Origin of the sequence: Variovorax soli NBRC 106424, from assembly GCF_001591385.1 — a bacterium.
Classification (GTDB): Bacteria; Pseudomonadota; Gammaproteobacteria; order Burkholderiales; family Burkholderiaceae_C; genus Variovorax; species Variovorax soli.
This window is the reverse complement of sequence record NZ_BCUU01000033.1, coordinates 1-18754: the sequence shown is the minus strand read 5'-3', so window position 1 is coordinate 18754 and position 18754 is coordinate 1. Positions and strand designations below refer to the sequence as shown.

The window sequence follows — 18754 nt, the reverse complement described above, 5'->3', positions numbered from 1 at the left end:
CTGTTGGCCGGAGCGGTGCCCCATCAGGGTTTTCACCGTTCATGCACTATATTGCTTGACACTCCGAGGGTGGATGCTTATGGTTCGTCCACAAGCAAGATACTGCACGCAGGCTATTGCCGCAAGCACCGGAAAGACGCCCCATGATGTCCAAGCAAGATTTCCACGGCCTGATCGAAGCGCTGACCGCCCGCATCGCCGGCCGGCCGCTCGACGCGCAACTGCAGCAGTGGCTCAACAGCGAGTACGGCAGCCAGACCGAGGGCTACCGCCAGCTCAAGCAGGCCTGCATCGACGGCGTGGCGCAAGGCTGGCTGTGCGAGCGCGAAGGCGGCGGCATCCGCTATGGCCGCGTGTTCAAGGCCGAAGACGCGCTGCAGCGCTTCTCGGTGGATGTGGTCGACATGCAGGACATCGCCGGCCCGCACCACCGCCACCCCGGCGGCGAGATCGACCTGATCATGCCCCTCGAAGGCGAGGCCACCTTCGACGGCCACCCCGCCGGCTGGTGCGTCTACGGCCCCGGCACCGCGCACTACCCCACGGTGGCGCAGGGCAGGGCGCTGGTGCTCTACCTGCTGCCCGAGGGGCAGATCGAATTCACACGCGGCGCGCCGCCCAAGCCGGCCGCCTGACAACGCCTGCCGCGCGCCCGCACCCAAGGAGACAAACCCCATGACCAGTAGCCCGAGCCTGCCCGAGCGCTTCAATTTCGCCGAGCATCTTTTTTCCCTGAACAGCGGCCGCGCCGGCAAGGTTGCCTACATCGACGACCGCGGCGTGCTGAGCTACGGCGAGCTCGAGGAGCGCTCGCGCAAGCTGGCCGCGGCCCTGCTGGCCAGCGGCGTGCAGCGCGAAGACCGCGTGCTGCTGCTGATGCTCGACAGCAGCGACTGGCCGGTGTGCTTCCTGGGCAGCCTCTACGCGGGCGTGGTGCCGGTGGCGGTGAACACGCTGCTCACCAGCGAGGACTACGCCTACATGCTGGCCCACAGCGAGGCCAGGGCCGCGCTGGTGTCGGGCGCGCTGCTGCCCACGCTGCAGTCCGCCATGGACAAAGGGCCGCACCACCTGCGCACGGTGTTCGTCTCGCAGCCCGCCGGCCCGTTGCCCGAAGGCATGCTGGCGCTGGAGGCCTCCATCGCTGCGCGCGCGCCCATGTCGCAGGCCGCGGAAACATCGCCGCGCGACCATGCCTTCTGGCTCTATTCCTCCGGCTCCACCGGCAAGCCCAAGGGCACGGTGCATGTGCATGGCAGCCCGTGGTGGACGGCCGAGCTGTTCGGCAAGCCGGTGCTGGGCCTCATGGAAAGCGACGTGTGCTTCTCCGCCGCCAAGCTGTACTTTGCGTATGGCCTGGGCAATGCGCTGACCTTTCCGCTCTCGGTGGGCGCCAGCGTGGTGCTGATGGCCGAGCGGCCCACGCCCGATGCCACCTTCAAGCGCTGGGTCGGGCAGACCGATGCGCTGAAGGCCGCGGGTGGCGTGCAGCCCACGGTGTTCTTCGGTGCACCCACGGGTTTCGCCGGCATGCTCGCGTCGCCGCAGCTGCCGGCGCGCGAGGCGGTTCGCCTTCGCATGTGTTCCTCGGCCGGCGAGGCGCTGCCGGGCGAGCTGGCGCAGCGCTTCAAGGCGCACTTCGGCTGCGACATCGTCGACGGCATCGGCTCCACCGAAATGCTGCACGTCTTCATCTCCAACCGGCTGGGCGACATCCGCTACGGCACCACCGGCAAGCCGGTGCCCGGCTACGAGATCGAGCTGCGCGGCGAAGACGGCCAACCCGTGGCCGATGGCGAAGTGGGCGACCTGTACATCAAGGGCCCGAGCACCGCCGTCATGTACTGGGCCAACCCGGAAAAGACCGCCGACACCTTCAAGGACGGCTGGGCCAAGAGCGGCGACAAGTACTCGCGCGATGCCGACGGCTACTACACCTACGCCGGCCGCAGCGACGACATGCTCAAGGTCAGCGGCATCTACGTCTCGCCCTTCGAGGTGGAGGCCACGCTGATGCAGCACCCGGCCGTGCTGGAAGCCGCCGTGATCGGCAAGCAGGACGCCGACGGCCTGACCAAGACCAAGGCCTTCGTCGTGCGCAAGGGCGACGCGCAAGTGAGCGATGAAGAACTCAAGGCTTTCGTGAAGGAGCGGCTGGCACCCTACAAGTACCCGCGCTTCATCGAGTTCGTCGACGAGCTGCCCAAGACGGCCACCGGCAAGATCCAGCGCTTTCGTCTGCGTGAGTTGGAGAACGCTCGATGAGCGTTTCCGAAACGGAGTTCGCCAGCATCGACTGGCGCGGCCGGCCCGTGCGCATCGAATACCAGCGCATCGCGCCTGAGCGTACGGATGCGCCGCTCGTCGTCTTCCTGCATGAAGGCCTGGGCTCGGTGTCGATGTGGAAGGACTTCCCGCGCCAGCTGTGCGATCGCGGCGGCTTTCGCGGCATCGTCTTCTCGCGCCCCGGCTACGGCCAGTCCACGCCGCGGGCAGAGGACGAAGTGTGGGATGTCGATTTCATGCACCGCCAGGCGCACGAGGTGCTGCCGGCCTTCTTCGATGCGATCGGCATCGCAGGCGAAAAGCCCTGGCTCCTCGGCCACAGCGACGGCGGCTCCATTTCCTTGCTGTACGCCTCGCGCTTTCCGGATCGCGTGGCGGGGCTGGTCGTGCTCGCACCGCACATCTTCGTGGAGGACGTGACGGTGTCCAACATCGAGGTCGCGCGACAGACCTACCTTGAAACCGACATGGCCCAGCGCCTGGGCAAGTACCACGACGACGTGGACTCCGCCTTCTGGGGCTGGAACCGCATCTGGCTGCACCCGCCCTTCAGGCAATGGAACATCGAGGCGGAACTCGGCGCCATCCGTTGCCCGGTTCTTGCTATGCAGGGTGTGGACGACGAATACGGCACGCTCGGGCAGATCCGCGGCATCGCCGGGCGGGTGCCGTCGACGCGCCTGCTGGAGATCCCCGACTGCGGGCATTCCCCGCACCGGGATCAGCCTGAAACCGCGATAGTCTCGTCCGTTTCATTCATCAAGTCCGGCGGCGCTTCCTGAGCAGGGTTTGTACGGGGCCCCGCGAGCTTGAGACGTGAATAGTTTATTAGTAAAGTAATTCAACCACTGACCCGAGGAGATTCCACATGAGCCACCGCATCGCACGCACCACGCTCACCGCCCTGGCGCTTGCCTGCGTCGCCACCTTTGCGCAAGCCCAGCAAGGCAAGCTCAAGGTCGGCCTGATGCTGCCCTACAGCGGCACCTACACCGCGCTGGGCGTGGCCATCGAGAACGGCTTCAAGCTGGCGGTGGAAGAAAAAGGCGGCAAGCTGGGCGGCCGCGAAATCGAATATGTGAAGGTGGATGACGAGTCCGATCCGGCCAAGGCCACCGACAACGTCAACAAGCTCATCAAGCGCGACAACGTCGACGTGATCATCGGCACCGTGCACTCGGGCGTGGCCATGGCCATGGCCAAAGCAGCCAAGGAAAGCGGCACGGTGCTGATCGTGCCCAACGCCGGTGCAGACGCGGTGACGGGCCCCATGTGCGCGCAGAACATCTTCCGCAGTTCGTTCAGCAACTGGCAGCCGGCCTACGCCATGGGCGAAGTGGCGGCCAAGCAGGGCAAGAAGACCGCGATGACCATCACCTGGAAGTACGCCGCCGGCGACGAGTCGGTGGCCGGCTTCAAGGAAGGCTTCGAGAAGGGCGGCGGGAAGGTGGTCAAGAGCCTGACGGTGCCGTTCCCGAACGTGGAGTTCCAGGCGCTGCTCACCGAGATCGCGGCGGCCAAGCCCGATGCGGTGTATTCGTTCTTCGCCGGCGGCGGCGCGGTGAAGTTCGTCAAGGACTACGCGGCCGCGGGCCTCAATAAGAACATCCCGCTGTACGGCCCCGGCTTCCTCACCGACGGCACGCTTGACGCGCAGGGCGATGCGGCCCAGGGCATGCTCACCACGCTGCACTATGCCGACGGCCTGAACACCCCGCGCGACACCGCCTTCCGCACCGCCTATGCCAAGGCCTTCAAGCTGCAGCCGGACGTGTACGCCGTGCAGGGTTACGACGCCGCGCAGATGCTGGCCGTGGGCCTGGCCGCCACCAAGGGCGACATCACGAAGAAGGCCGAGTTCGCCGCCGCCATCGAGAAGGCCAAGATCGACAGCCCGCGCGGCAGCTTCACCATGAGCAAGTCGCACAACCCGGTGCAGGACATCTACCTGCGCAAGGTGGAGGGCAAGGAGAACAAGCTGGTGAATGTGGCCGTCAAGGGCCTGGCCGACCCGGCCCGCGGCTGCAGGATGTAATTTCACTCCCTCCCCCGCTGGGGGAGGGCCGGGGTGGGGGCAAGCGGCGCATCAAGCCATGCGTCCTCATCCACCGCCGCCTGCCCCCATCCCCACCTTCCCCCAGAGGGGGAAGGAGCAAATCCATCTCTTGGCGAAAGCTCGTCCCTTGGACTTCGGTACCTTTCTCGTTCAATGCCTGAACTCGGTCCAGTACGGCTTGCTGCTGTTCCTGGTCGCGTCGGGGCTGACGCTGATCTTCGGGATCATGGGCGTCATCAACCTGGCGCATGGCAGCTTCTACATGATCGGCGCCTACATGGCGTTCTCGCTGTCGCCGGTCTTCGGCAACAGCTTCATCCTCATGCTGCTGGCCGGCGTGGTGCTGGCCGCCGTCTTCGGCTACGTGCTGGAGTGGGCATTCTTCAGCTACCTGTACCAGCGCGACCACCTGCAGCAGGTGCTGATGACCTACGGCCTGATCCTGGTGTTCGAGGAGCTGCGCTCCATCCTGGTGGGCAATGACGTGCACGGCGTGAAGGTGCCGGCCTGGCTGGACGGAAGCTTCGCGCTGGGCGACCTGATGAGCTATCCGTGGTACCGCCTGTTCGCGTCGGCCGCCTGCATCGTGCTGGCAGTGGGCCTGTACTGGGTGGTGAACCGCACGCGGCTGGGCATGATGATCCGCGCCGGTGCCAGCAACCGCGACATGGTGCGCGGCCTGGGCATCGACATCCGGCGGCTCTACCGCATCGTGTTCGCCGCAGGCGTCGCACTCGCTGCGCTGGCGGGCATGATCGCCGCGCCCATGAGCTCGGTGTATCCCAACATGGGGGCCAGCGTGCTCATCATCTGCTTCGTGGTGGTGGTGATCGGCGGCATCGGCTCCATCACCGGCGCGCTGGTGGCTTCGCTGCTGGTGGGCTTCGTCGACACCTTCGGCAAGGTGTTCTTCGCCGAGGTGGCCGGCATGGGCGTGTACGTGCTCATGGCCATCATCCTGATCTGGCGCCCCGAAGGCCTGATGGGAAAAAAATGACTGCCCCCCGGCTTTTCACTCGCTTCGCTCCTGTAACTCCACCCCCCGAGGGGGAGGCGCGGCCCGCCTTGGGGCGGCCCGGCGGCGGCCGCATTGCCCTATGAAACGACTCTCCTTGATTCTTCCCGGTGCCATTGCCCTGGCGCTCGCGATGCTGGCACCCACGCTCAGCCCGTACCTGTCGGACTTCGTGGTGAAGATCATGATCCTGTCGATCTTCGCGCTGAGCCTGGAACTGCTGGTGGGCATGACCGGCCTGGTGAGCCTGGGCCATGCGGCCTTCTATGGCATCGGTGCCTATGCGACGGTGCTGCTGTCGGGCAAGGAGGGCGGCTCCATCGCCTTCCTGCTGCCGGCGGCCATGGGCTGCGCGGCCGCCTATGCCCTGGTGGTGGGTGCCTTGAGCCTGCGCACCCGCGGCGTCTACTTCATCATGGTCACGCTGGCCTTTGCGCAGATGGCCTTCTTCGTCTTCCACGACACCGCGCTGGGCGGCGGCAGCGACGGCATCTACATGTACGTGCGGCCGGTGCTGGGCGCGCTGGACATGGAGAACCGGCTGGTGACCTTCTATGTGGCGCTGGCCGCGCTGGTGTTCACCTACGCGCTGCTGGTGCTCATCGGTCGTTCGCGCTTCGGCGCGGCGCTGGCCGGCATCCGCGTCAACGAGCAGCGCATGCGGGCCACGGGCTTTCCGGTCTATGCGTACAAGCTGGCGGCTTTCGTCATTGCCGGCGCCCTGGCGGGCCTGGCGGGCTTTCTCGTGGCATCGCGCGACGGCGTGGTCAACCCCGAACTGCTGGCCTGGCACAACTCGGGCGAGGTGCTGCTGATGATCATCCTGGGCGGCCTCGGCCACCTGCGCGGCGCGGTGATCGGCGCGGTGGCCTTCACGCTGCTCAAGGAAGTGCTGGGCACGCATGCCATCGTCGGGCCGCTGGCGGACCACTGGCAGCTCACGCTGGGGCTGTGCATCATCGCCTTCGTGGCGCTGCTGCCCAAGGGGCTGATCGGGTTGGCCAGTCGACTTTCTCCAAAGGCTTCTTCATGAGCGCGCTTCTTTCGGTCGAAACCCTGACGCGGCGCTTCGGCGGCCTGGTGGCGGTCAACGGCGTCACGCTCGACCTGCGGCTGGGCGAGGTGCATGCGGTGATCGGCACCAACGGCGCCGGCAAGTCCACGCTGATCAACATGCTCTCGGGCGAGATCGGGGCCTCCGAAGGCCGCATCGCGCTCGATGGACAGGAGATCACCGGGCGCTCGCAGGCGGCGCGGGCGCGCAGCGGGGTGGGGCGCAGCTACCAGCGCACCACCATCTTCCCGGAGTTCACGGTGCATGAGAACTGCCGGCTGGCGGCGCAGGCGGCCACGCAGCGCCCCTGGGCCATCTGGCAGTCGTCGCGCCAGTGCAAGGCGAGCAATGCCGCGGCGCGCGAGGCCCTGGAAGCCGCCGGCCTGGCCGACATGGCCGAGCGCATTGCCGGCACCATGAGCCACGGCGCCAAGCGCCAGCTGGAAGTGGCCATGTGCCTGGCCACCCGCCCGCGCGTGCTGCTGCTGGACGAACCGCTGGCCGGCATGGGCGCGGAAGAAACCGACCGCATGCTCACGCTGCTGGAAAAGCTCAAGGCCAGCCACGCCATCCTGCTGGTGGAGCACGACATGGACGCGGTGTTCCGCATTGCCGACCGCATCACGGTGATGGTCAACGGCACGGTCATCGCCACGGGCGACCCGGCCTCGATTCGCCAGAACCCGGAAGTGCGCACCGCGTACCTGGGTGAGGAAGGGACCCACTGATGCTCAAGATCGAGTCCCTCAACACCTACTACGGCGACAGCCACATCCTGCGCGGCGTCGACGTGCAGCTGCCGGCGTCCACCTCGCTGGGCCTGCTCGGCCGCAACGGCATGGGCAAGACCACGCTCATCCGCAGCCTCATGGGCTATGTGCGCCCGGCGTCCGGCCAGGTGCTGTTCGAAGGCCGCAACGTCACCGGCTGGGTGCCGGAGAAGATGGCGCGGCTGGGCATCGGCTACGTGCCCGAAGGCCGCGGCATCTTCCCCAACCTGTCGGTGCGCGAGAACCTGGTGATGAGCGAGCGCGCCGGCCCCGATGGGCGGCGCGACTGGACCTTCGACCGGGTGATGAGCACCTTCCCGCGCCTGTCCGAGCGCCTGTCGCACGGCGGCCAGCAGCTCTCCGGCGGCGAACAGCAGATGCTGTCCATCGGCCGCGCGCTCATGACCAACCCGCGCCTGATGATCCTGGACGAAGCGACCGAGGGCCTGGCGCCGCTGGTGGTGGCGGAGATCTGGCGCGTGATCGCGCAGATCCGCGCCACCGGCATCTCCACGCTCATCGTCGACCGCGACTGGCGCAAGGTGCTGGGCCATACCGATCAGGCGGTGGTGATGGAGAAGGGCCGCATCGTGCTGGCATCGGACTCGGCCGGCATGCTGGCCGAACCGGGGCCGGTGGCGGCGCTGCTGGGCGTTTGAATAGCGGGCCCTATTCACCCGAACCCAGGTAGACCGGCACCGGCCCAGCCGGCTTGCGCTGCTGTTGCGCCGGGCGGGCCGCCGGCTTCAGCCCGAACAAGGGCCGCAGCCAGCGCACGCGCCGGATCAGCCCGTCGGTCAGCAGCCAGCAGCCGCCCACGGTGAAGGCGAGCAGCATCGCGGGCTCCAGCTGCGGCCCCAACTGGTAGGGCGCCAGCAGCACCGCGCCGGCGATGATCAGGGTCTGGTGCAGCATGTACCAGGGGTAGACCGATTCGTTGGCCCAGTCCAGCCAGGGCCAGGGGCGGTTCAGGTGCCGGTGCGCCAGGCCGAGGATGGCCGCCAGGGCGCTCCACAGATACAGGGTGCGCAGCGCCCGCAGGAGCCAGGGAACATCCATCTGCATGGCGCGCAGCGCGAAGAACAGCCCGACCAGCGCCAGCGCCACAGCCAGCGAGACGTGCCGAAGCCGGGCCAGCTCGGCCCACAGTCCGGCGTTCGTGCCCATCAGGTAGCCGTAGACGAAGACGGTGATGTACAGCGGATGCAGGTAGCCGTCGTGCAGCAGGTCGTGGGTGGCCGGAAAGCGGGGTGCCAGCAGCAGCGCATAGAGCAGCAGCGGCAGCGCGGGCAGGAGCAGCAGCTTCCATCCGCGCAGGCTGTGGAACGCCGTCGACAGGCGCAGCCCGGCGGACCCGCGCAGCCACGGCAGCAGCAAGGCCAGCGCGGCCGAATAGACGAACAGGTAGGGCAGGTACCACAGGTGCATCCAGGTGATGCCGAAGTCCGAGCCGTCAAAGGCGCCCCGGGGCCAGGGCCCGCGGGCCAGGTAGCGCTGCATGAAGGCGAGGAAGCCCGGTGCGACGGCGCCGTTGTCCACCGCCTGCGCATAGGCCTGGTACGACACCACCACATACATCCCGAAGACCAGCGGCAGCAGCAGCCGCCAGGCGCGCTGGCCGACGAGCCGCCACGGCGGGGTGCCGCCCTTGCTCAGGAAGCCGAAGGCGATGCCCGAGACCAGGAACACGAGGTCCATGCGCCAGATGTTCACGAACTGCATCGGCCAGCGCAGCCACTCGGCCTCGTGGGGGCTTTTCAGGTGCCAGGGCCAGCCGGCCACGTAGTACATGCCCAGGTGGTAGAGGATCAGCAGGCCGAAGGCGAGGGCGCGCAGGGCATCGATGTCGTGGCGGCGGCGCGCGGGGAGGGTGGGCTGCATGGCGGTCTCCGGTGTCCAGGTCCGGCCATGCTCCGGCGGCTTGTGCCCGGGTGGTGCGCCCATGGGGCGAACGCCCGGCACTTTGGGACGAGCGGCGCCTGGCGGGGACGAAATTCGCCCCGCCGGCGCCCGATGTGATGAGAATGCCGCCCATGCCAGTGCTCCGGCCCAACGGACCCAACGGACCCAACCTCTTCGAGCGCTACCGGCCGTTGCGCCGGCGCGCCGAGATCGGCTTCTGGCTGCTGGTGGTGGCGCTGCAGGTGGGCACCAGCGTGGCGGTGGCGGCCATGGATGTGCGCAGCAGCGGCCGCAGCGTGGCGTTCTGGCAGGTGCTGACATGGGAGCTGAGCAGCCACTTCAGCCTGCTGGCGCTGTTGCCCGCGGTGTTCGCCTTCGAGCGGCGCTTTCCGATGGACCTGGACCACCTGCGCCGCCACCTGCCCTGGCACCTGCTGGGCAGCGTGGTGTTCAGCCTGGTGCACGTGGGCGCCATGGTGCTGATCCGACAGGCGGTCTACGCCGCCATGGGCGAGCACTACAGCTTCGGCAACTGGCTGGTGCAGTGGCCCTACGAGTTCCTGAAGGATGTGCGGGCCTATGCGCTGATCGTGCTGGGCATCCGCTTCTACCGGCTGTTCATGCTGCGCCTGCAGGGGGAGGCGCGGATGCTCGACGAGCCCGAGGGCGCTGCGGCGCCGGCTGCATCGCCGGCGGCGACGGCGCAGGAATCGCCGCCCCCGGCGGCCCCACGGCCCGAGCGTTTTCTCGTGCGCAAACTGCGCCGGGAATTCCTCATCAACGCCGCCGACATCGACTGGGTGCAGGCCCAGGGCAACTACGTCGGGCTGCATGTCAACGGCCACGACTACCTGCTGCGCGCCACGCTCACCGACCTGCTCGCCCAACTGGACCCGGCACGCTACGCGCGGGTGCACCGCAGCTACGCGGTCCACCTGGACCGCATCCGCGAGATCGAGCCGCTGGAGGGCGGCGACGCCCGCCTGCACATGCGCGATGGCAGCCAGGTGCCGTGCAGCCGCCGCTACCGGGCCAACCTGTCGCAGATGCCTGGCATGCCCGGCGGCGAATGATCCGCCGGCCGAATCACTCCGGCTGCGCGTCCAGCGCGGCGGCCCGTGTGCGCCCGCGCTCGCTGCGCAGCATGTGCAGCCCCGAGCCCACCAGCAGCGCAATGCCCAGCCAGGCCCAGCCGTCAGGCGCTTCCTTCCACATCACGAAGCCCAGCATCACCGCGATGAGCACCGCCGTGTAGCGGAACGGCGCCGTCAGCGTCACCTCGCCCGTGCGCATGCATTGCACCAGCAGCAGGTAGCCGCAAGCCAGGAAGACGGCGGCAACGCCCAGCAGGGCCAGCTCGCGCAAGCCGAAGGCCTGCCAGCCGGCCAGCAGGGTGATGACGCCCGACAGCAGGGTGACGGACAGGGCAGTGGCCAGCGTGATGATGATCGACGGGATGGCCGGATCGATCCGCCGCGTCATCAGGTCGCGCGTGGCATGGAAGAGGGTGCCCAGCAGGCACAGCAGCGACCAGGCATTGAAGCCGTCGCCGCTGGGCTGCACGATGCACAGCACGCCGACGAAGCCCATCACCACCGCGAACCAGCGCGCGCCGCCGGCACGCTCGCCCAGGAAGAGGACGGCGAACAGCGTCATGAACAAGGGCGCGGCCAGGTTGATGGCCGTGGCGTTGGCAATGGGCAGGTGGAACAGCGACAGCAGGTACAGCATGGTCGCGCAAGCATCGACCGCGGCGCGCAGCGCCACCCGCGGGTTCAGCACCTGGCCCACCTGGCGCAGAACGCCCAAGTGCCGCGCCACCAGCAGCACCAGGGCCGAGGCCATCAGCCCGCGAACGAAGATGAGCTGCGCCGAGGGCATGGACTGGCTCACATGCTTGACCAGCGCGTCGTTGAACACGAAGCAGGTCATGGCGCCGACCATCATGGCAATGGCGCGGCCATTGGCGGAGGCGGAGGCAGGCCGGGAGGCGAGGGGTTGGGAAGACATCGGCTGCTTGCTTCAGGCGCGACGCACTTCCATCACCCCATGCTCGGTGGCCTGCTCGTACACCGACGGCAGGCGCGCCACCAGGTGCAGCAGGATGCGCGGCGCCTGGCGCTTGACGGTGCGCCGCAGCAGAATGCCCGCCGCCACCAGCAGCGCGCCGATCCAGGGGTGGCCTGCCAGCGCGACGGCGATGCCGGGGCCGATGAGCGCAATGGCCAGCGGGGTGACGCGCGTGCAGTGGGCCACGAAGGGTGGGGCCAGTTCAGGGTTGACGATGACACGGAAGCGGCCCTGCGGCAGCCCCTTGCAGAAATCTTCGAAGGAGATGTATTCGGCCGTGTCTTGCGCTTCGGAACTCATCGTCAGCGCAGCTTGCCGGAAAGATAGGGCTCGGGGTCCACCGCCACGCCCTGCTTGCGGATCTCGAAGTGCAGCATGGGCGTGCCGGCCGGGTTCTTGCCCATCTCGGCGATCTTCTGGCCCTGGGTGACGCTCTGCTTTTCCTGCACCAGCACCACCTGCGCATGCGCGTAGGCGGTGAGGTAGTTGTTGCCGTGGTCGACGATGATCAGGTTGCCGTAGTTGCGCAATTCGTCGCCCACGTACACCACCTTGCCGGCGGCCGAGGCGATGACTGGGTCGCCCGGCCTGCCGGCGATGTCGATGCCCTTGTTTCCCTTGCCGTCGAACTTGGCCAACGTGGCGCCGCTGGCCGGGCGCATGAAGCGGCTTTGAGGCGCCGAAGGCGCCGGGGAACCGGGCGGCGGGGTGAGGGGCGTGCTGGTGCAGGCGACAAGGAAGGCCGTGCCCAGCGCAATGCCTGCGGCAAGGCGAAACCGGGAAAGGCGGGAAGTCAGATGGCGTGCGGTTCTTGAATGCATGGCGCAGATTGGAATGCTGTCGTGCGGCGATGTTCCCAACATTTCGTGACGAGGCGTGTAGGCCGGTGCCTACACGATGTCCACGGTATGGATGCGCCCGAAGTGTCCCTTCCTGCGGTCTTCGAAGAAAAGACGCAGGGCTTCGCGCACGGTGCGAAAGGCGATCTCGTCCCAGGGAATCTCTTCCTCGGTGAACATGCGCGCCTCGATGGTCTCGTGGCCCGGCGCAAAGTCTTCGTTGATGAGCTGGGCGCGGTAGAACAGGTGAACCTGGCCCACGCGCACCACGCTCATCACGGCGAAGAGCTCGCCGATCTCGAAATTGGCGCCGGCTTCTTCCACCGTTTCGCGCGCGGCGCCTTCCGACACGCTCTCGCCCAGTTCCATGAAGCCGGCGGGCAGGGTCCACTTGCCCCAGCGCGGCTCGATGTTGCGCTTGCACAGCAGCACCCGGTCGCCCATGACCGGGATGGTGCCCACCACGTTGTTGGGGTTCTCGTAGTGGATGGTGTCGCAGGCCGGGCACACGCCGCGCTCGCGCGTGTCGCCGTCGTCGGGCACGCGGTAGACCAGCGCCGTGCCACAGTTCCTGCAGTGCTTGGCGGGAGTGCGGATCACGCGATCTTCACGCTGAGCTTGGGCAGGCCCGCCACTTCGCCGACGAGCGTGTCGCCCGCCACCACCGCCGCCACGCCTTCGGGCGTGCCGGTGAAGATCAGGTCGCCCGGCTGCAGCTCCCACGCGGTGGACAGGTGCTCGATGGTCTCGCCGATGTTCCAGATGAGCTTGCTCACCGTGCTGCGCTGGCGGTCGGCGCCGTTGACCTGCAGCGAGATCGCGGCATTGGCCACGTCGCCCGCCTTGGCAGCCGGCACGATGGGGCCGATGGGGGCCGACTGCTCGAAGGCCTTGCCGATCTCCCAGGGGCGGCCCTGCTTCTTCATCTCGCCCTGCAGGTCGCGCCGCGTCATGTCCAGGCCCACGGCGTAGCCGTAGATGTGCTGGTGCGCATCGGCCGCCAAGATGTTCTTGCCGCCCTTGCCGATGGCGACCACCAGTTCGATCTCGTGGTGCAGGTTCTTGGTGAGCGGCGGGTAGGCGACGGTGCCCGTCTCGCCCTCGTTCACCACCACGGCGTTGGTGGCGGGCTTGATGAAGAAGAAGGGCGGCTCGCGGCCGGTGAAGCCCATCTCCTTGGCATGTTCCTCGTAGTTGCGGCCCACGCAATAGATGCGATGCACCGGGAAGCGCGCCGCCTCGCCCACCACGGGGACGGAAACCATGGGGACAGGAGAGAAAACAAACTCGGAGGCCATCGCGCTGTCGTCCTTTGTGCTCAGATCTTCGGAAAAACGAATTGAAATGGAATGCAACGCCGCAGTGTGCCAGAGGCCCGGACCCTGCGCTTGTACGGGCCGGGGCCCCGCCGCTATGCTCGAGCGATCATGAAGCTCTACAACTATTTTCGTTCCTCCGCCTCCTTCCGCGTCCGCATTGCCCTGGCACTCAAGGGATTGCCCTATGACTACCAGGCCGTGCACATCGCGCGCGGCGACCACAAGAAGCCGCCGTACGCGGACATCTCGGCCGACACGCTGGTGCCCATGCTGGAGCTGGACGACGGAACGCGCCTGTCGCAATCGATGGCCATCATCGAGTACCTGGACGAAGTGCAGCCCGAGCCGCGCCTGCTGCCGGCCGACCCGCTGGGCCGCGCGCGCGTGCGTGCACTGGCCGAATCCATCGCCTGCGAAATCCATCCGCTGAACAACCTGCGCGTGCTCAAGTACCTGGTGCGCGAGCTCAAGCAGGACGACGATGCCAAGAATGCCTGGTACCGCCACTGGGTGCGCGAAGGCCTCGAAGCCTTCGAGCGCCAGCTGGCGCAGCTGCCGCCCTCCACCTACTGCTACGGCGACACGCCCACCCTGGCCGATTGCTGCCTGGTGCCGCAGATCTTCAACGGCCAGCGCTTCAACTGCGACTTCAGCGGCCTGGACCGCACCATGCGGGCCTTCGAGGCCTGCATGAAGCTTGAAGCCTTCCAGGCCTCGCAGCCTTCGCGCTGCCCGGACGCGGAAGCGTGACCACACCCAACGTGCTCGATCCCGACTGGATCGTTCCCGACTGGCCCGCCCCTCCGGGCGTGCGCGCGGTGTGCACCACGCGCGCCGGGGGCGTGTCCAGCGGCCCCTATGCCAGCCTGAACCTGGGCGATCACGTGGGCGACGTGCCGGCCAGCGTGGCAGCCAACCGGCAGCGACTGGCGCAGGCCATCGATGCACGGCCGGTGTTCCTGCGGCAGGTGCACGGCACCGATGTGGCGGTGCTCGATGCCGCGACGGCCGACGACACCGAGGCCGATGCGGCCTGCACCGCCCATGCGGGCCTGGCCTGCACCGTGATGGTGGCCGACTGCCTGCCGGTGCTTTTCACCGATGCGCAGGGCCGGCGCGTGGCGGCGGCCCATGCCGGCTGGCGCGGGTTGGCGTCGGGCGTGTTGTCTCGGGCGGTGCAGAGCTTCGAGGACAACGAGGGCGGGCGCGACGAAATCATGGCCTGGCTCGGCCCGTGCATCGGGCCGGAGGCTTTCGAGGTGGGCGGCGAAGTCAAGGCGCAGTTCGAGGCGGCCGACACCGAGGCGGCCCGATGCTTCAAGCCCGCCGGTGCGCCGGGCAAATGGCTGGCAGACCTGCCTGCGCTGGCGCGGCTGCGCCTGCAGGCACTGGGCGTGCGGCAGATCCATGGCAACGACGGCAGCGTCGGCTGGTGCACCGTGGCCAACGCGTCACGGTTCTTTTCCTACCGGCGCGAGCGGATCAGCGGGCGCCTGGCCGCCCTGGTCTGGCGCGAGCGCTGAGCCTGGCGCGGCGGCACCGGCCGCCATGGCCGCTTCGCGCGCGGCCTGTTCGCGGGCCTGGCGGGCCCGGCGCCGCGCCGGCGTGCGCATGATGTAGGCAATGATCGCCACAGGCAGCGCCCCATACAGCACGAAGGTGAAGATGGCGCCCAGCACCGTGCCGGTGGTGTTCGTGGCCTCGGCCACGGCCATCATCAGGGCGACATAGAGCCAGGCGATGATCACGAGATGCATAAGTCGAGAAGCGCGATGCGCCTTTGCGGTTCGCGTTGTGGGGGGTCGTCGAATGCAGCATACTCAATGCGCGAGCATCCGCACCTCACAGGGACAGGAGACACCCATGAACAAGCAAGGCGCCACAACGGCCGAAGCCATGCTCGGCCAATTCGCGCAGGGATGGACCCAGGCGCTGGCTTCGATCCAGGCCTTGGGCAAGGGCAATGGCGGCGACACGGGCGACACAGGCCATGGGGCTTCCTGGCAGTTTCCGCAGATCAGCTTCGACCCGCAGCAGCTGCAGGCCATGCAGCAGCAGTATGTTTCCCAGGCCGCTGAGCTTTGGCAAAAAGGCTTCGCGGCACATTCACTGGGGGATCGGCGTTTTGCCGGTGAAGCATGGGGCGCCAATCCGGTGGCGTCGCTCGCCGCGGCGGTCTACCTGCTCAATGCGCGGACCATGATGGCGCTGGCAGAGTCGGCGCAGGCCGACGACAAGACCCGCGCGCGCCTGCGCTTCGCGGTCGAGCAATGGATGGCGGCCAGCGCGCCCAGCAACTTCCTGGCCTTCAATGCCGAGGCCCAGCAAAAAGCCATCGACACCCAGGGCGAGAGCATTGCCCGCGGCATGCAGAACCTGCTGGGCGACATCCAGCAGGGCCACCTCAGCATGACCGACGAGCGCGCCTTCGAGGTGGGCCGCAACGTGGCCACCACCGAGGGCGCGGTGGTGTTCGAGAACGAGCTGTTCCAGCTGCTCGAATACAAGCCGGCCGGCGCCAAGGTGTACGAGCGGCCCTTCCTGCTCATACCGCCTTGCATCAACAAGTTCTACATCCTCGACCTGCAGCCCGACAACTCCCTCATCCGCTACGCGGTGGAGCAGGGGCACCGCGTGTTCGTGGTGAGCTGGCGCAACCCGGACGAGTCGCTGCGCGAAGCCACCTGGGACGACTACATCGAGAACGCCGCCATCCGCGCCATCCACACGGTGCAGGAGATCTCGGGCAGCGAGCAGATCAACGTGCTGGGCTTCTGCGTGGGCGGCACCATCCTGGGCACCGCGCTGTCGGTGCTGGCCGCGCGCGGCGAGCATCCGGCAGCCTCGGTCACCTTCCTCACCACGCTGCTGGACTTTTCCGACACCGGCATCCTCGACGTGTTCATCGACGAGCCCACGGTGCAGTTCCGCGAGCTCACCATGGGGCAGGGCGGGCTCATGCCTGGCGGCGACCTGGCTTCCACCTTCAGCTTCCTGCGGCCCAACGACCTGGTCTGGAACTACGTGGTGGGCAACTATCTGAAGGGTGAAACGCCGCCCGCCTTCGACCTGCTGTACTGGAACTGCGACGCCACCAACCTGCCGGGCCCGTTCTATGCCTGGTACCTGCGCAACACCTACCTCGAGAACAAGCTCTCCACGCCCGGTGCGCTCACCGTGTGCGGCGAGAAGGTCGACCTGGGCGCCATCAAGTCGCCGGTGTACATCTACGGCTCGCGCGAGGACCACATCGTGCCCATCGGCGGCGCCTATGCGAGCACGCAGCTGCTCAAGGGCAAGAAGCGCTTCGTCATGGGCGCCTCGGGCCACATTGCCGGCGTGATCAATCCGCCGGCCAAGAAAAAACGCAGCCACTGGATCCGCGAAGACGGCAAGCTGCCGGCGGCACATGCCGACTGGGCGGCCGGCGCCACCGAGCATCCGGGCAGCTGGTGGACCGACTGGTCCAAGTGGCTGGCCTCGCATGCCGGCAAGCAGATCGCGGCGCCCAAGGCCTACGGCCGGGGCACCAAGTACAAGGCGAAGGAGCCGGCACCCGGCAGCTACGTCAAGGCCAAGGCCTAGGCCTCAATTCACCCCCCCCTCAAGCTCGAGTTCATCAGGAGATCACCATGGAAGACATCGTCATCGTTTCTGCCGCGCGCACGGCAGTGGGCAAGTTCGGCGGTTCGCTGGCCGGCATTCCGGCCACCGAGCTGGGCGCCGTCGTCATCAAGGAAGTACTGCAGCGCGCCAAGCTGAGCAACGACCAGGTCGGCGAAGTCATCATGGGGCAGGTGCTGGCCGCCGGCGTCGGACAGAACCCGGCGCGCCAGGCGCTGATCAAGAGCGGCATCGTCAAGGAAACACCTGCGCTCACCATCAATGCCGTGTGCGGCTCGGGCCTCAAGGCCGTCATGCTGGCCGCCCAGGCCATCGCCTACGGCGACAGCGAGATCGTCGTGGCCGGCGGCCAGGAAAGCATGAGCCTGGCGCCGCACGTGCTGCCCAACTCGCGCAACGGCCAGCGCATGGGCGACTGGAAGCTGCAGGACACCATGATCATCGACGGCCTGTGGGACGTGTACAACCAGTACCACATGGGCATCACGGCCGAGAACGTGGCCAAGAAGTACGGCATCGACCGCTCGGCGCAGGACGAGCTGGCCCTGGCCAGCCAGACCAAGGCCGCCGCCGCGCAGGACGCCGGCAAGTTCAAGGACGAGATCGTCGGCGTCACCATTCCGCAGAAGAAGGGCGACCCGGTGGTGTTCAACACCGACGAGTTCATCAACCGCAAGACCAGCGCCGAAGGCCTGGCCGGCCTGCGCCCCGCCTTCGACAAGGCCGGCGGCGTGACGGCGGGCAATGCCTCGGGCCTGAACGACGGCGCCGCCGCCGTGGTGGTCATGTCGGCCAAGAAGGCCGATTCGCTGGGCCTCAAGCCCCTGGGCCGCATCGCCAGCTTCGCCACCACCGGCCTGGACCCGGCCTACATGGGCATGGGCCCGGTGCCGGCCTCGCAGAAGGCCCTGCAGCGCGCCGGCTGGAAGCCGGCCGACCTCGACCTGCTCGAGATCAACGAAGCCTTTGCCGCACAGGCCTGCGCGGTGAACAAGGAAATGGGCTGGGACATCAACAAGGTCAACGTCAACGGCGGTGCCATTGCCATCGGCCACCCCATCGGTGCTTCCGGCTGTCGCATCCTGGTCACGCTGCTGCACGAGATGCAGCGCCAGAACGCCAAGAAGGGCATCGCGTCGCTGTGCATCGGCGGCGGCATGGGCGTGGCGCTGACCATCGAGCGCTGAGCCCCGCGCCCGGCACGCCGCCATGCGCTGCTCAGCGCTTGGCGTCGCGCGGCGGGCGCTTGGCGGGCGGGCGGAGCCTGGCGCGTTCCGCCTCCTGCCCTGAAGGCGTCTGCGCATCCAATCCACGATCGGGCGATTCGGCCACCTGCGGCAGGTCCGTGCCGTGCTCGATCAGCTCCTCGATGACCAGCCGGCCATAGCGCTGCGCGCGCTCGGCGCCATGCGCCTTCGCAATGGCCGCCACGCGCACCGCCAGGTCGCCCTCGGCGCGCACGATGAGCCAGTGGTAGCCCAGCTCGGCCAGTTCGCGGTGCGCTTTCACCAGGTTGAGTTCCTGCCCGAAGTTGACCAGCGGGCTGGCGTCCAGGATGTCGCTGTCGACCTGCTCGACCATCTGCCGGTCGGTCATGAAGTGGATGGCGTCGCCTTCCAGCCCCGCCTCCTTGGCCAGGGCGGCGCGGGCGGCTTGCGCCTGCTGCGCCGTGGGAAAGGAAATGACGACATGGCCCACGGGCTTGTAGACGCCGAAGCTTGTGTTGTCCGGTTCACTCATGTGTTGGCTCCAATTCGATGGCCGCTGCGCTCCTGGGCCAGCAGCGCGAGCAGGCGCCGCTCGCCCAGGCGCAGGCCCC

21 protein-coding genes are annotated in these 18754 nt (G+C 67.8%); 13 read left to right on the top strand and 8 right to left on the bottom strand.

Going from position 1 to position 18754, the window contains the following annotated elements:
- The first annotated feature begins 143 nt into the window (after window positions 1-143).
- The 8 genes from VSO01S_RS11965 to VSO01S_RS11930 all read left to right on the top strand — a co-directional run bounded on the left by VSO01S_RS11965 (window position 144) and on the right by VSO01S_RS11930 (window position 7840).
- Window positions 144-635 (top strand): 4-hydroxylaminobenzoate lyase, encoded by a 492-nt coding sequence (locus VSO01S_RS11965; RefSeq protein ID WP_068642618.1) that lies wholly within the window; start codon window positions 144-146, stop codon window positions 633-635.
- 40 nt (window positions 636-675) lie between these two features.
- The gene (locus tag VSO01S_RS11960; protein WP_068642616.1) at window positions 676-2265 is read left to right on the top strand and encodes a benzoate-CoA ligase family protein; all 1590 of its coding nucleotides are present in this window, start codon (window positions 676-678) and stop codon (window positions 2263-2265) included.
- Window positions 2262-3068, top strand: coding sequence for an alpha/beta fold hydrolase (locus tag VSO01S_RS11955; RefSeq protein WP_068642614.1), 807 nt, complete (start codon window positions 2262-2264; stop codon window positions 3066-3068). Before VSO01S_RS11960 ends, VSO01S_RS11955 begins: the two co-directional genes overlap by 4 nt.
- An 86-nt stretch (window positions 3069-3154) precedes the next feature.
- Window positions 3155-4321 (top strand): ABC transporter substrate-binding protein, encoded by a 1167-nt coding sequence (locus VSO01S_RS11950; RefSeq protein ID WP_068642612.1) that lies wholly within the window; start codon window positions 3155-3157, stop codon window positions 4319-4321.
- Window positions 4322-4469: 148 nt separating this feature from the next.
- Window positions 4470-5339 carry a branched-chain amino acid ABC transporter permease gene (locus VSO01S_RS11945; RefSeq protein ID WP_068642610.1) on the top strand — a complete coding sequence of 290 codons (870 nt, stop codon included), beginning with the start codon at window positions 4470-4472 and terminating at the stop codon, window positions 5337-5339.
- A 100-nt stretch (window positions 5340-5439) separates the two neighbouring features.
- Complete coding sequence (locus VSO01S_RS11940) at window positions 5440-6390, top strand: branched-chain amino acid ABC transporter permease (RefSeq protein WP_068642608.1); 951 nt, start codon at window positions 5440-5442, stop codon at window positions 6388-6390.
- Entirely contained in the window at window positions 6387-7139 is a 753-nt protein-coding gene (locus tag VSO01S_RS11935) for an ABC transporter ATP-binding protein (protein ID WP_068642606.1), read from the top strand. Before VSO01S_RS11940 ends, VSO01S_RS11935 begins: the two co-directional genes overlap by 4 nt.
- Window positions 7139-7840 (top strand): ABC transporter ATP-binding protein, encoded by a 702-nt coding sequence (locus tag VSO01S_RS11930; RefSeq protein ID WP_068642604.1) that lies wholly within the window; start codon window positions 7139-7141, stop codon window positions 7838-7840. Before VSO01S_RS11935 ends, VSO01S_RS11930 begins: the two co-directional genes overlap by 1 nt.
- Window positions 7841-7850: 10 nt before the next feature.
- Here the strand turns inward: VSO01S_RS11930 and VSO01S_RS11925 are convergent, their stop codons facing one another.
- Window positions 7851-9062 carry an acyltransferase family protein gene (locus VSO01S_RS11925; RefSeq protein ID WP_068642603.1) on the bottom strand — a complete coding sequence of 404 codons (1212 nt, stop codon included), beginning with the start codon at window positions 9060-9062 and terminating at the stop codon, window positions 7851-7853.
- A 152-nt stretch (window positions 9063-9214) separates the two neighbouring features.
- Between VSO01S_RS11925 and VSO01S_RS11920 the strand changes: the two genes are divergently transcribed.
- Window positions 9215-10156: a LytTR family DNA-binding domain-containing protein gene (locus tag VSO01S_RS11920; protein ID WP_068642601.1), complete on the top strand. Its 942-nt coding sequence runs from the start codon at window positions 9215-9217 to the stop codon at window positions 10154-10156.
- A gap of 13 nt (window positions 10157-10169) precedes the next feature.
- Here the strand turns inward: VSO01S_RS11920 and VSO01S_RS11915 are convergent, their stop codons facing one another.
- The 5 genes from VSO01S_RS11915 to VSO01S_RS11895 form a co-directional block, all read right to left on the bottom strand.
- A complete protein-coding gene (locus VSO01S_RS11915; RefSeq protein WP_084241829.1) occupies window positions 10170-11093 on the bottom strand; it encodes a DMT family transporter in 924 nt (307 codons plus the stop codon).
- A 12-nt stretch (window positions 11094-11105) separates the two neighbouring features.
- Window positions 11106-11453 (bottom strand): hypothetical protein, encoded by a 348-nt coding sequence (locus VSO01S_RS11910; RefSeq protein ID WP_068642597.1) that lies wholly within the window; start codon window positions 11451-11453, stop codon window positions 11106-11108.
- A 2-nt stretch (window positions 11454-11455) separates the two neighbouring features.
- On the bottom strand, window positions 11456-11974 hold the full coding sequence (locus tag VSO01S_RS11905; RefSeq protein WP_068642596.1) for a murein hydrolase activator EnvC family protein: 519 nt from the start codon (window positions 11972-11974) through the stop codon (window positions 11456-11458).
- 69 nt (window positions 11975-12043) lie between these two features.
- A complete protein-coding gene (locus VSO01S_RS11900) occupies window positions 12044-12592 on the bottom strand; it encodes an NUDIX hydrolase (RefSeq protein WP_068642594.1) in 549 nt (182 codons plus the stop codon).
- Window positions 12589-13290, bottom strand: a complete 702-nt coding sequence (locus VSO01S_RS11895) for a fumarylacetoacetate hydrolase family protein (RefSeq protein ID WP_068642592.1) — start codon at window positions 13288-13290, stop codon at window positions 12589-12591. The genes VSO01S_RS11900 and VSO01S_RS11895 overlap by 4 nt, the downstream gene beginning before the upstream one ends.
- Before the next feature lie 129 nt (window positions 13291-13419).
- Here VSO01S_RS11895 and maiA point away from each other — a divergent pair, with 129 nt between their 5' ends.
- The gene (maiA, locus tag VSO01S_RS11890; protein ID WP_068642590.1) at window positions 13420-14061 is read left to right on the top strand and encodes a maleylacetoacetate isomerase; all 642 of its coding nucleotides are present in this window, start codon (window positions 13420-13422) and stop codon (window positions 14059-14061) included.
- Window positions 14058-14834, top strand: a complete 777-nt coding sequence (gene pgeF, locus VSO01S_RS11885) for a peptidoglycan editing factor PgeF (protein WP_245684188.1) — start codon at window positions 14058-14060, stop codon at window positions 14832-14834. Before maiA ends, pgeF begins: the two co-directional genes overlap by 4 nt.
- Here pgeF and VSO01S_RS11880 read toward each other — a convergent pair.
- A complete protein-coding gene (locus VSO01S_RS11880; protein WP_068642588.1) occupies window positions 14763-15068 on the bottom strand; it encodes a hypothetical protein in 306 nt (101 codons plus the stop codon). The two genes, pgeF and VSO01S_RS11880, sit on opposite strands and share 72 nt — an antisense overlap.
- Window positions 15069-15174: 106 nt before the next feature.
- On the opposite strand from VSO01S_RS11880, the gene VSO01S_RS11875 reads away from it, so the two are divergent.
- Together VSO01S_RS11875 and VSO01S_RS11870 are read left to right on the top strand one after the other, a co-directional pair.
- Window positions 15175-16896: a PHA/PHB synthase family protein gene (locus tag VSO01S_RS11875; RefSeq protein WP_068642586.1), complete on the top strand. Its 1722-nt coding sequence runs from the start codon at window positions 15175-15177 to the stop codon at window positions 16894-16896.
- A gap of 47 nt (window positions 16897-16943) precedes the next feature.
- Window positions 16944-18122, top strand: a complete 1179-nt coding sequence (locus VSO01S_RS11870; protein ID WP_068642584.1) for an acetyl-CoA C-acetyltransferase — start codon at window positions 16944-16946, stop codon at window positions 18120-18122.
- 31 nt (window positions 18123-18153) lie between these two features.
- On the opposite strand, the gene VSO01S_RS11865 is transcribed toward VSO01S_RS11870, so the two are convergent.
- On the bottom strand, window positions 18154-18675 hold the full coding sequence (locus VSO01S_RS11865; protein WP_068642582.1) for a hypothetical protein: 522 nt from the start codon (window positions 18673-18675) through the stop codon (window positions 18154-18156).
- Window positions 18676-18754: the final 79 nt, after the last annotated feature.